The sequence below is a fragment of the Alteromonas sp. AWJ4_199 genome (assembly GCF_056159165.1).
The window spans coordinates 3,133,015-3,145,975 of the sequence record NZ_JBSWUR010000001.1; the positions used below are offsets into that span (position 1 = coordinate 3,133,015).

The 12,961-nt window shown below is 44.1% G+C and carries 9 protein-coding genes; 6 read left to right on the forward strand and 3 right to left on the reverse strand.

The window, feature by feature from the left end; all coding sequences use genetic code 11:
• The first annotated feature begins 222 nt into the window (after positions 1 to 222).
• The 6 genes from ACXAER_RS13735 (at position 223) to ACXAER_RS13760 (ending at position 9,612) form a co-directional block, all read left to right on the forward strand.
• The gene (locus ACXAER_RS13735) at positions 223 to 1,482 is read left to right on the forward strand and encodes a sensor histidine kinase (RefSeq protein ID WP_474830068.1); all 1,260 of its coding nucleotides are present in this window, start codon (positions 223 to 225) and stop codon (positions 1,480 to 1,482) included.
• Complete coding sequence (locus ACXAER_RS13740; RefSeq protein WP_474830070.1) at positions 1,479 to 2,156, forward strand: response regulator; 678 nt, start codon at positions 1,479 to 1,481, stop codon at positions 2,154 to 2,156. The genes ACXAER_RS13735 and ACXAER_RS13740 overlap by 4 nt, the downstream gene beginning before the upstream one ends.
• A gap of 142 nt (positions 2,157 to 2,298) precedes the next feature.
• Complete coding sequence (gene exaC / locus ACXAER_RS13745) at positions 2,299 to 3,816, forward strand: acetaldehyde dehydrogenase ExaC (RefSeq protein ID WP_474830073.1); 1,518 nt, start codon at positions 2,299 to 2,301, stop codon at positions 3,814 to 3,816.
• Positions 3,817 to 3,856: 40 nt separating this feature from the next.
• Positions 3,857 to 5,953, forward strand: a complete 2,097-nt coding sequence (locus ACXAER_RS13750) for a 4Fe-4S binding protein (protein WP_474830075.1) — start codon at positions 3,857 to 3,859, stop codon at positions 5,951 to 5,953.
• Positions 5,922 to 7,112, forward strand: a complete 1,191-nt coding sequence (gene nosP, locus ACXAER_RS13755) for a nitric oxide-sensing protein NosP (RefSeq protein WP_474830077.1) — start codon at positions 5,922 to 5,924, stop codon at positions 7,110 to 7,112. Before ACXAER_RS13750 ends, nosP begins: the two co-directional genes overlap by 32 nt.
• Positions 7,099 to 9,612, forward strand: a complete 2,514-nt coding sequence (locus ACXAER_RS13760; protein ID WP_474830079.1) for an ATP-binding protein — start codon at positions 7,099 to 7,101, stop codon at positions 9,610 to 9,612. The genes nosP and ACXAER_RS13760 overlap by 14 nt, the downstream gene beginning before the upstream one ends.
• Positions 9,613 to 9,668: 56 nt before the next feature.
• Here ACXAER_RS13760 and ACXAER_RS13765 read toward each other — a convergent pair whose 3' ends face one another.
• The 3 genes from ACXAER_RS13765 to ACXAER_RS13775 all read right to left on the reverse strand — a co-directional run bounded on the left by ACXAER_RS13765 (position 9,669) and on the right by ACXAER_RS13775 (position 12,901).
• Positions 9,669 to 10,328 (reverse strand): response regulator, encoded by a 660-nt coding sequence (locus tag ACXAER_RS13765; RefSeq protein WP_014950680.1) that lies wholly within the window; start codon positions 10,326 to 10,328, stop codon positions 9,669 to 9,671.
• 272 nt (positions 10,329 to 10,600) lie between these two features.
• Positions 10,601 to 11,461 (reverse strand): hypothetical protein, encoded by an 861-nt coding sequence (locus ACXAER_RS13770; RefSeq protein WP_474830082.1) that lies wholly within the window; start codon positions 11,459 to 11,461, stop codon positions 10,601 to 10,603.
• 210 nt (positions 11,462 to 11,671) lie between these two features.
• Positions 11,672 to 12,901: a porin gene (locus ACXAER_RS13775; RefSeq protein WP_474830084.1), complete on the reverse strand. Its 1,230-nt coding sequence runs from the start codon at positions 12,899 to 12,901 to the stop codon at positions 11,672 to 11,674.
• Positions 12,902 to 12,961 lie beyond the last annotated feature (60 nt).

Below are 12,961 nucleotides of genomic sequence, written 5' to 3' on the forward strand. Positions count from 1 at the left end.
GGAGAAAGAGGGGCGCTGTTGTAGCCGATGAATACCACCAGATAGCATCACGCACCTTTAAATCGACCACATTTACTAACACTTAGCCAGTACCTGTACAGTCGTGAAACGGCGTTGACTTTATCCTACCTTGGTAGGATGAATTCGCCCCTATTGCAGGATGTGCTTTTGAGCGCATGCTGTATAGCATAAGCCTGTAATAAAAGGCTTGCAGGGGCGCATATGTCGGGTTTTACAAAAATATCTACAGCTATAGTGGCCGTATTCATTGGCTGCTTTTTGATGTTTAGCTATCTGGTTTACTTCCACATTCAAGACAATATTGAGGAAGAGATGACGGGCGCGCTCAATCAAGTGCGAGAAATGGTAATCCGCAATATCCCTGTCGCTGATATCGAAGCAATTGTAGAGCCTAGCCCTCACTTATCCGCCCATTATTTCACGGGCCGTCTTCAGGCAGAACAGCCTTCAGTAATGTCGACGACTGAACGCAATGCACTGGCACCCGTTATCATCCCAATTCAGGAAAATCAGTATCTTATCGTTACGCCTTTCGATACTACTGAACTCACCCAGAATCTTACTTTTTTTGCCTTAGTAGCGGGGCTGTTTTTTGCGACCTTTGTTCTGCTTCTATTCACATTAAATGTAGCGGTTAAACAAAGGTTAGTGCCACTTAATCAGCTTGCAGAAGCATTGTCTGAGTTAAGAGAGGGAAAAGACTCTCAGCCCTTGCCACACTCTGATATCACCGAAATGAATAGGGTGATAGACCAATTTAAGCACCTGCAAAATGCGCTTAAATCAAAAGAAAAGCAGCTCATTAAAATAGATAAGCAGTTAGCGCTTCTTCAAGAGCAAGAGCGTAATTATCTTGCCAGAGAACTTCACGATAACGTGGGGCAGTTGCTGACCACGATAAAAGCCCACGCCTATATTTTGGTTAATGCAAAAGAGCGATCTGTTGTTGAACTGTCGGCGCAGAAGGTTCAAGTGATGTCACATCAAATAAGCGATGCAATTAGAAAGCTAACTGCTCACCTTCACCCCCTGATATTGGACAAAGTACCTTTACAGTCGTCGCTAGAACGTCTGGTTTACGAACAAGAAATAGCACAGCCTGATACGCAATGGGACGTGTCAATTAATCTAAAGCGCTATGAAGAAGACCGTGAACGAGATATTCACCTTTATCGTTTTGCACAAGAAGCCATTAACAACGTGATTAAGCATGCGAAGGCCACCAAGGTTAGCATTCAAATTTATGGCGATACTCACCGTGTTTCTGTGATGGTCAAAGACAACGGTCGGGGATTAGGGAACCACATTGTAGAAAATATTGGCATGTCTTCAATGCGCAGCCGAGCACGTTGTATAGGAGCAAATTGCAGTGTGACGTCACCCGATGATGGCGGCGTTACCGTATCCTTGCAACTGTCGCTTACGCAGTCATCGCCAGAGTTAGGAATAAATGCAGCATGAATATTCTTATCGTTGACGACCACGCTGTGGTGCGTGAAGGTTACAAAGCATTACTCAATGCTATGATGCCAGACTGCCGTATTTTTGATGCTGAAAACGGTGCGCAAACCCATCGCTTACTGGCAAACAGTGACATTAATATCCTAATCCTCGACATAAATCTCTCAAATGAAAGTGGCCTCGTTCTGGCTAAGATATTTTTAAAGCACCATCCAGATTTAAAAATTATCTTTTTTAGTATGTTCGAAGACAGCGTGATATTGCACCGTGCTATGCAAACCGGTGCTATGGGTTACATCAGTAAAAGTAGTTCGCCTGAAATATTGATCTCGGCAATTAAGGTCGTCGCAAAAGGGCAAAAGTATATTGAGCGAGGCCTGGCGGTAAATTTAGCCAATCAACTTCTCGATACCAATGTGGACATTGCTGCCAAATTAACAAAACGTGAGTTCGAAATATTTATTGCGATAGCAATGAATAAATCCCGCTTCGATATTGCTGATGAGTTGGGCCTATCGGCTAAGACTGTCTCTAACGCACTTACCGTCATTAAGCGAAAGCTCGACGCGGTGCCCTCCCAGTTTTCAGCCATTGCGGCTAAACACGGTTACATCGGCGATGCAGAACTTTCAGCGTCTCAATCGGTGTCTTTTGTCGAGAAGAGTGAGAAGTAGCCATAGGTTTCCCCTCCTAAAGTAGGAGTCAAATCGGTCTATCGCATCATGGTAGGTACAGCGTAAAAGTACCATTATCAAACTACACAACAAACCAAGTTAGTGCGCGTGGTACGCGCAACGTTATCAAAAGGTACTTCTTATGATTTATGCAAAGCCAGGTAGTGAAGGTTCGGTCGTAAGCTTCAAAGAAAGCTACGGTAATTTTATCAATGGCGAATGGGTAGCACCGGTTAAAGGTGAGTACTTCACCGCAACATCTCCAGTAGACGGCAGCGACATCGCACAAATCCCACGCTCAACATCTGAAGACATTGAGCTTGCGTTAGATGCCGCTCACGCTGCGAAAAAGGGCTGGGCAGATACGTCAGTCGCTGAGCGTTCTAACATTCTTCTGAAAATTGCCGATCGCATTGAAGAAAACCTAGAGCTACTTGCCGTTGCGGAAACATGGGACAATGGTAAAGCCGTTCGCGAAACGCTTAATGCAGACATTCCGCTGTGCGCAGACCACTTCCGTTATTACGCAGGCTGTATTCGAAGCCAAGAAGGCACCATCGGTGAAATTGATAAAAACACGGTGGCGTATCACTTCCACGAACCTTATGGTGTTGTTGGGCAAATCATTCCATGGAACTTCCCGCTACTTATGGCTGCATGGAAACTTGCGCCAGCACTTGTTACCGGTAACGTAGTGGTGCTAAAGCCAGCAGAACAAACGCCAGTATCTATCTTATTGTTCGCCGAACTAATCCAAGACCTACTACCACCGGGTGTACTAAACATCGTTAACGGGTTCGGTGCAGAGGCTGGACAGGCCCTTGCAACAAGCACAAGAATCGCAAAAATTGCATTTACTGGCTCTACGCCTGTTGGCGGGCATATCCTTCGCTGTGCTGCTGAAAACCTTATTCCATCTACCGTTGAGCTTGGTGGTAAGTCACCAAACTTATTCTTCGCAGACATTATGGATCACGAGCCAGAGTTTATTGATAAGTGTGCCGAAGGTTTAGTGCTTGGTTACTTCAATCAAGGTGAAGTATGTACTTGTCCCTCACGTGCGATCATCCAAGAAGACATTTACGATGCCTTCATGGAAAAGGTCTTGGAAAAAATTCAGAAGATCAAACGCGGTAACCCACTAGACACAGACACCATGGTAGGTGCGCAGGCATCTAGCGAGCAGTTCGAAAAGATCCTTAAATACATCGATATCGGTAAGTCAGAAGGGGCTCAGGTCGTCACTGGTGGTGAGAAAGAGCAGCTACCAGGCTTTGATGAAGGTTACTACATTCAGCCGACTATCTTGAAGGGTGAAAACCACATGCGTGTGTTCCAAGAAGAGATTTTTGGTCCGGTAATCGCTGTTCAAACCTTCAAAACTGAAGAAGAGGCGATTGAGATTGCCAATAATACAAGCTTCGGACTTGGCGCTGGTGTATGGAGCCGCGATGCGAATGTAGCATTCCGCGTAGGCCGAGCGATTGAAGCAGGTCGCGTATGGACGAACTGTTATCACTTGTATCCAGCTCACGCTGCGTTTGGCGGTTACAAGAAATCGGGCATTGGCCGCGAAACCCACAAGATGATGCTAGATCACTACCAGCAGACAAAAAATCTATTGGTAAGCTACGACATCAACCCACTTGGTTTCTTCTAAGTAAACCTGAGGGCGGCGCCTACCGCCGCCCGCTACTTTTATGCGCATCGCATTTTCCTCAATCATTTTCTTGCTGTTTCTCAGCTCCAATGTGTTGGCGCAGTCTGATGCGACAGACATTCCACAAGACATTTACAAAATATTTCCTAACGCTACACGCGTGGGGGAGATGCACACTGACATCAAGGTAACCCCGGTCTATCAGCTTCAGCAACTACTCGGATATGTTTTTGAGTCGAATGACTTTGTCGACTTCATAGGCTTTTCAGGCAAACCGGTTAATGTAGTGATTGGGCTAGACACACAAGGCAATGTGGTCGATCTTTTCGTTAAGCAGCATAGCGAGCCGATTTTTTTGCACGGGCTTGGCGAGAAATCCATGTTTGATTTCGTTGCTCAATATCAAGGGCACAGTGTCAAAGAACGTTTTATCATTGGTGGTAAAAGCAATGTAGGCAAAGACGCTACCTACTTTGATGGGGTTACGAAAGCCACCGTATCAGTGCTGGTTATCAACGATACCATCGTGACATCTGCATTAGCTGTTGCCAGAGCTAAGCTCGATGGCTTTGTTGCGCCTAGCAATAATATTATCAATCCAGACTTTTACGAACCTCTTACTTTTAGCGAATTGGTGGACAAGGGCTACATTCAAAAACACCAGATTACTCAGCAAAATACCGAAGGCCTCTCGAGAGAAGTGGTTCGGGCGGTTGAGGATATTCAAAGCGAGTTTGCTCTTGATGGTGACATCATTGCCGAACACTACTATGCGTTTTTAAGTCTTCCTATTGTGGGGAAAAACCTGCTGGATGAAGAGGAGTTTGCTCGGTTACAGGAAAATCTAAATCCGGGTGAAATGGCACTGATGGTGCTGAATACGAAAGGTTTCAGTTTTATCAGCGATGAGTTTATTCCCCAAACCACACCTGAGCATTTACGGGTGTCTCAAGGCGGCTTTCCCATAGCTATCCGCGATATCGATTTTTATAGCTTCTATGACCCCGCATTTTCACAAGCATTGCCCGACTACAACGAGATCAAAGTACTTCGCGTAAAATCGAAAGGTGGGCTGTCACTTGACCAAGAAATGGAAATAGCGATTAGTGTGCCGTTTAAGCCAAGTTTCTTCGAGCAAGATGAGCATCTGTTCCCTTTGAAAGTGACACTGCCTAGTGAACTATTTATGGAAAATCCTGAGGCTCAGTTAGCGAAGCCCATTCCTTTGTGGCAGAAAATTTGGAGGGACAGAACCTTAGCGATAAGCATCACCGTTGTTTATCTTGTGGCGCTGTCGTTGTTTTTTGCATTTCAGCAAAGGCTCACGCCTTACACCAAGTTTGTGCACACAGTACGAGCATTATCCCTTGTGTTCGTGCTGTTTTTTATTGGTTTTTACGCCCAAGGGCAACTGTCGGTTGTCAACATATACACGCTGCTATTGGATATTGTCGATGGGTTCTCGTTAGAAGTATATCTTCTCGACCCGGTTATTTTTATTTTGTGGAGCTTTGTATTTGTCTCGCTGTTTATCGTTGGGCGGGGACTATTTTGCGGCTGGCTTTGCCCCTTCGGAGCACTTCAGGAAATGATGGGAATACTGGCTGAAAAGCTCAGGATAAAACAAATCAGAATTAAGCCTCAGCACCACAAACGGGCACAAAAAATTAAATATGTGTTGCTTATAGGACTAGTCGCGTGCTCATTCTATTCACTAAACCTTGCAGAGAAGCTCGCTGAGATAGAGCCGTTTAAAACGTCCATAACCCTACACTTTGTTCGATATTGGCCCTTTGTGCTGTATTCGGTTTTATTGCTGCTACTTAGCTTAAAAGTTCATAAAGTGTACTGCCGCTATTTATGTCCTTTGGGAGCGGGGCTTGCCATTCTGGGCCGTTTCCCTGTAGTTAAGTTGCTCACACGTAAAGACGCCTGTGGTAATCCGTGTCAGCTGTGCAAACAAAAGAAATGTGGTATTGATGCTATAGAACAAGACGGCAGCATTGACTATGCTGAGTGTATTCAGTGCCTTGAGTGTGTGGTTACGTTAGATAACCCTAACTTGTGCAAAATCGATAAATATAAAAAGAAAAAGGTACCAACGCGTGTCAAAAACCTCAATCCTGTCCGCACTTAGTCAACCTGCAAATAGCAAGGTTATCAATGACAACCAAGCTTGTTTATACGGTGCAAAAGAAGCCTGCCGCGATGTGGCCAACGAGATTTTAGCCAACGTTAAGTGTGATGAAATAGAGCTATTACTCTTTCATACCAGCACGCTGTTTGACTTAGATACCGTAGCACAGGAAATCACCGCACGTTTTCCACACGTGAACATTGTTGGCTGCACCAGTGCTGGAGAATTTAATAAGAATGGGTACGGAACAGAAAAACTCTTGGCCGTCGCGTTTTTGAAAAACGAATTTTCTATTGCCACAGCATTGGTGCCTAATTTAGGCGAAGTAAACTTTGATGAAGCCCACGATATTGCCAGTGGTTTGCGCCGAGCCTTACAGGGGAGGGAGCGTCGTTACGATACAGAGCAGCACTTCGTTATTTCTGTGCTCGATGGACTTACCCGCCATGAGGAACATTTTCTAGAAACCTTTGCGACTGCATTTGGCAATATTCCACACTTAGGCGGTAGCGCTGGCGACGATCTAAAACTTGAAGCCACCTATGTGTTTTACAACGGTGAATTTCATCGAGACGCAGCAGTACTGCTGCTTGTTGGTACGGGGAAGCCCTTTACCGTGTTCTCCATTGATCACATTAACTCTCCCGTTTCAAAGCTGGTGGTCACCCACGCCGATCCAGAATCGCGAACCGTGTATGAGATTAACGGTGAACCCGCAGCGCAGTATTACGCCAGTTTATTGGGAATGAAAGCTGAAGACTTAACGCCGGATGTGTTTTCTCTTTTCCCTTTGGCAGTATTGGTGGGTGGAAAATACTTTATTCGCTCAATCCAGAAAGTAGATCTGGCGACTAACGCTATTACGTTCTATTGCGCGGTTGATATTGGCATTATTCTTACGTTCATTCAGCTAGGCGATTGTATTGAAGCACTAGAAGACAAGTTGGATAAATTGCAAACCGAGCTTGGCGAGCCCGAGTTCGTTTATGCCTGTGACTGTTTCTTACGAAGGCTTGAAATTCAGCAAGGTAAAAATGACCACGAGATAAAACGCTTACAGCAAAAATACAAAGTTGCGGGCTTCAATGCCTATGGCGAGCATATCCACTCGGTTCACTTGAACCAAACGTTTACGGGGGTGTACTTTGCAGCCCAGTAATCGCTTTACCGATGTAGAGGCGCTCCAAGAAGCCCTGCATGAACAAAAACGTGAAAACGAAAAGCTTGAAAAAATAAACGCAGCGCTGATGTATCGGATGGAAGAGGGCGGTTTTAATCATCACAGTTATCGCGCCTTCGAGCACTCGGTTCAACTCTCTGAAAAAGTGAGCCAGAAAACAGAAGAACTTCAATCTGTATTGCAAAAGCTGGAACAGTCAAACGCCGAACTGGTGCGTGCTCACGAAGAAACCCATCAGGTAAAACAGCGTTTACACGATGCCATTGAAAGTACCAATCAGGCGATGGTGTTGCTAGATAGGCTGGGCGGGATCATCTTCTTTAATCGGCACTTTGAAACTGTGTGGGATGACCTTTCCATTACCCCTAAAATTGGCGACAACTATTACGATATCACTCAAGCTGCCAAACATTCCGGGGTTATTCGCCGTGCTCTGCCCGCTGATATTGAGGGCAGGATGATTTACCAGTTGTCGAACAAACGATGGTATCAGCTTACCAACCGACCCACTCAAGAAGGCGGGAACGTTATTCTGTTTAACGATATCACTGAAGTAAAACTGCTTGAGTCGAATCGCTATGAGCAAGTCATTAAAGAGAAAAACAAGCTGCTGCAAAGCCTTATCGATAATATTGACGTTGGAATATTGCTCATTGATAAAGAGGGCGGCATCGCGTTTTGGAATAACACGTTTTTGACCCAATCAAACGTGCCTCAGCACGTACTGGTAAACAGTAAGAATATCTATGCCCTTCAAAATAACCGTCACTGGAGCGGGCTCAATTTAAACCCGGTGGGGCCAAGTACCCAGATTATACACGAGCAATTGGTGGTTGAACGCAACATCACTACACTGCCCGACGGCAACACGCTGTGCACGTTTACCAATGTTACATCGCAGCATCACTACGCGGAAACGCTAAAACAAAACGAAAGCTGGATCCGCATGATAACCGATAATGTACCGGCGCTTATTGCTTACATTGGTACCGATAAAAAGTTTCAATACACCAATAAAGGTTATCGTGATTGGTATGGCGTTAGTGAGCAAGACATTAATGATATGCCTATGGATCGAAGCCATCTGAAAGAGGTTTACCCCCATCTTATTCAGTACTTGCACCGTGTTAACCAGGGCGAAGTGGTGAGCTTTCAAAGCAAAGAAAAAAATGCCCATGGCGACGTTGGCTTTTTACAGAAAGTTTATTTGCCTCATTTCAATGAGTCTGGCGATATTGCAGGGCATTTTGTGTTGGCAACAGACGTGTCGAAGCAGGTAGAAAGCCAACTCCAGCTTAAAGCGGCTAAAGATCAATTAGAATCGAATGTAGAAAAGCGTACCCGTGAACTCAATCACGCCAATATTGCCCTTCAAGAAGCCATTGATTCAAAGAGCAAGTTTTTGGCTGCTATTAGCCACGATCTTATGCAGCCCCTTAGCGCTGCCATCTTGTTCAACGAAACATTGAAAGATCAAGTGGATAGTTCATCCAGCACCATTGTTGCCGCCCTCGATAATTCACTGTCTGATTTACATGGCCTTATTCGCACGCTTATTGAAACATCCAAACTGGACGCTGGGGTGTTACAGCCCGATAAGCAGCAAGAAAATATATTGCCTTTACTTATGCAGCTAGCCGAAGAGTTTACGCATATCAGTAAAGACTACAGTGTAGATTTTCGCTATCGATTGAAAGAAGCCTTCGTGGTGACAGACGTGAACTTACTTTCTCGAATATTGCGAAATTTATTAATAAATGCAATGAAATACGGTGCCAACGGCAAGGTGTTACTGGCAGCACGAAAAGTGAATGAGAACCTGGAAATTAGCATTTATGATCAAGGTGTGGGTATAAGCGAAGACGATCAGAAAGTTATTTTTAAAGAGTTTTCCAGATTAGAAAACGATTTTAACTACTCTTACAGTTTGGGTCTGGGATTATACATTGTAGATAAAATGAGTAAGTTGCTAGATCACGATATTCGAGTGCGCTCGAAAGAGGGCGTAGGCGCATGCTTCACGGTGACCATTCCTATTACCGAAGTGTGTGATACGAGCCAGGAACAAGACTATCTTTATACTTTGGAGCCATCGTTACCAGATTACGTTTTGGATAAGCATATATGGCATATTGATAACGATGCCAATATGCGTATAGCCATGCAAACCTTGTTCGCAAACTGGGATATGGAGGTAGACACTTTTTCTGGTTTCGATCAGTGCAGTGCCGTTAACAATGGCAGCTTTGATGAGTGCGATATGCTTATTGTCGATTACCACCTAGACGAAGAAGAAACCGGTTTAGACATTGCGAAACGCGTAAGAAAAATCGCGCCTTCAATGCCCATTATGATTTGCACTGCTAATCACTCAAAAGCGTTAGCGAATGAACTTGAAGGCACCGACATTCAGCTGCTGCACAAACCTGTTAACTCCGCGGCGCTGAAGGCGGCGCTAGTCTCAAGCTTGAATGGCTAAAAGTATAGGAACATGGGGCCTGTTAATCTTCGGTGCACAGCAAAGATCAACAGGTCTTAATTAAATACGTATTGGTTAAAGTCGATATTCGCGGCACTGGCCACAACCTTTACTCGGTTGCTGGCGCCTAATTTTTTGAGAATAGATGAGACGTGAGACTTAACCGTGGTTTCAGAAATATTAAGCTCGTAGGCAATCACTTTATTGGCTAACCCTTGAGTTAGATATTTCAGTACAGTCAGCTCTTTTCGTGTTAATGAACGAATTTGCTCCGGCGAAATACCGTTGTCATTGGTCATGCGTGTTCTGGTAGACGGCGTTCTCAATATCTCTGATGGTAAACACACGTTCCCTTCAAAAATACTCTCGATAGATGTGGCTATTTCTTCAATCTTGCTGCTTTTTGAAATAAAGCCAACGGCACCATAAGAAATGGTTTGCAGTATATTTTGCTTTTCCGTTTCAGCGGAAATAATCACTACAGGTACGTTAGGGTGTTGGTTTCGAATTTCCAAAAGTCCGTTTAGGCCACAGGTTTCCGGCATATTTAAATCAAGCATGATTAAGTCGAACTTCGCGTCTTGCTCTAGTAACGTTAACGCTTCAGAAATTGAATTGGCTTCGAGGGTTTCTGAGTCGGGAAACTTTTTCCCTAAGATAGTAATCATTGCGTGACGAAAAATAGGGTGGTCGTCAATTATCAGGATACGGTGCATGGTCTTTCCCTCAGCTAAAAAAGCGACATTTGCCGCTGGCCTTGTGACTTATTTGGGCTAGCGTTTTATTCACACATAAGCCTTTTAGTAAGACAAAATTATGGCGTAAATGAAACGCTTCAAAGTGATCAAATTCCCCGAAATATTAAAAGCTAATCAGTCACTTTATATGTTCACGATGTTAACATAAATATAACATTAAACTAGGCCTAATAAGACCAATGGCTTATAACAAAAAAGCACGTAAAGCCAGTACTGACGGAACTTTCGTTCTATAACTCGTCAAGTAACTGCCTTCTTTTTTCGGCGTATTCTGTTTCGCTAATTAGGTTTGCCCTTTTTAGTGCGTCTAACCGTTTAAAACGAGCAACGATATCGTTTTCTGCTGGTAAGGGGGCTGAGCCAGCTACGTCTTTCTTACTGGGTGTGTTTTCCCTATTTGCTGGGGAAAGTGTTTCCTTTTCTACAGGTGATTCAAATGCCAGCTGAGTCGGTGCGACCACCCAATCGAAGCGATTTTTCATTTTCAGTTCTATACCAGGTGCGGAAAAAGAGAGTGGGGAATCGAATGAGAACTTTGCTTGTTTCCGATTACCAAAATTAAAGTCGTATTTTACCAAGCCCTGAGAAGTAGGATCATAAGCCATTTCGTAGGCTTTATTGGCTACTTTATCGAACTCGCCAATAAGAATATTGAGCTGGTCGTCTGCAACGAAAATACTGCCTGCAACGTAATACGTTTGGGTTTTAAGGCCTGCCAAATAGCGCTTCTCTTTACTCAGGGCAAAAATTACGTCTTGCTGGGCAGTCGCTGTTCGCAGCGCCTCAGGCAGATAGGCGGCAAGTAACGCAACCTGTTCGTTGGAAAAAAGCGGTGTTGACGTATTTTTGTTTTTAACCACATCAATAGCGCTAAGTATGGCGGATACATCCTGCTCTTGCAGCGTAAAGGGGTGCTGGTTGGCACGCACGTCACTGTCTGTTTCGTTTTGCTTTTCAACAAGGCGAATGAAATTGTTTTTGTCCTCCTGAAATATGACCTGTGCGTCTGCGATATGTACTGTCGTTATGAAGAGTAGGGCTAACAGAATGGGTTGAGCTGAACGTAATGAAAATAGAGATATATTTTTCATGATCTTTCCTTTTTCAATAGGAAAAGCGAGAGTGAATCTCGCTTTTTTATGTCATATCTTTTAGCTTAATTTTAATTTCTGATTTAAGTTTAAAATTGATCAGTTTTTTATCATTAATTAAATGAAAGTAAATGAATCGCGTAATTTTTAAATTTCAGAGTAATTAGATATAAGTTCAATGTTAAAATATGACTGATTTTTAATTCTCAATTAAAAGAACACAGTGCCACCTAGTTGAATTAGGGTTAAGTCTTCTGCGCTGTTATAAATTCCTTGCGCAGATTCAGAACCATCAATATCTAAACTTAGATTTTCGTATTTCGCGTACACCAAGAAGCGCGAGCCAAAATACTGTTCCGCTGCAACACCCCACTGACTAAGCTCTGAGCCGGTAACGCCATCTAAATGAGCCATGCCGTATTGGTCGTTATAACTGGCATATTCAGCGTAGAAGGCAGAATCACCAAAGCGATTAAACTGTTTTCTTATGCCTGCTTTAAAGTAATAGGCATCCGTATCGTCACCCGAGCCAACAATCGCGTCGTCAGCTTCTTCCATCTGATAAGTGGCTACCCCAAATACTCCTGACTCAATATGCATGAGCCCTGCTTGCAGTTGTAGCGTAGTTGAACTGTTGCCACCCACATTGCTACCGCCATCTTTATTCACTGAGTAACCTGCATGAAGGTTAGTTTTGAAGCCTTCGTGCTCAGCCGCATACTTGACCGCAATATCGTAAATTTCGTCGTTTGCATAACCAACTGCAATACTCACATTGCCCATTTGGGGAAGATCGTAGCGTACGCCATTACGGTAAATCCCATTACAATCTAGCCCTATACCCAACCCAGGCGTTGCAAGGCACTGAGCAAATTGACCCCACGCGACATTGGTTGAACCTTCTTCTACGCCTCGAATAAAGAAACCATTAGCTCTAAATAATGGTGAAATGCCTGACCAAATAGTGCCAGACGGATCGGCAAGAACCGCTATATTATCGGTGGGAAGGCTTTGTAAACCAACGGTGATTTTACCCCAGTCGCCACCAAAGTAGAGGCTACTGCCCAACAGGCCTATGTCGCCGCCGTTGAAGGTGTCTAAGTTATCCTGATTGGCAAATAAAAGTGGCGTTTGATGGCCACCACCGGCGTAGTTGGGTGCGCCTGAAAGAGGCTCAATAATGACTTCAAAGCCCACGTCCATGCCTTGTTCCTCCAGCTTATAATTCCCTGAAAGCGTAATACGGCTGCCTAGCGTTGTACCGTTGTCTGAAAGTTGTGCCACATCACTACCCACACCGTCGTCGTAATAGGTTACGCCTTCGTTTATCCACCCAGAGATATTCCATGAATAGGGCTCGTCTTGGGCAAAACTATGGCTATTGACTGTGCTTAAAATAGCAATAGATAAACAGGTTTTTGTAAATGCGTTCTTTTTCATTTTACTGTCCCATTATTGGTAGTGTTGATTAATTACAGTGGCTTTTTATTTTTATTTTTG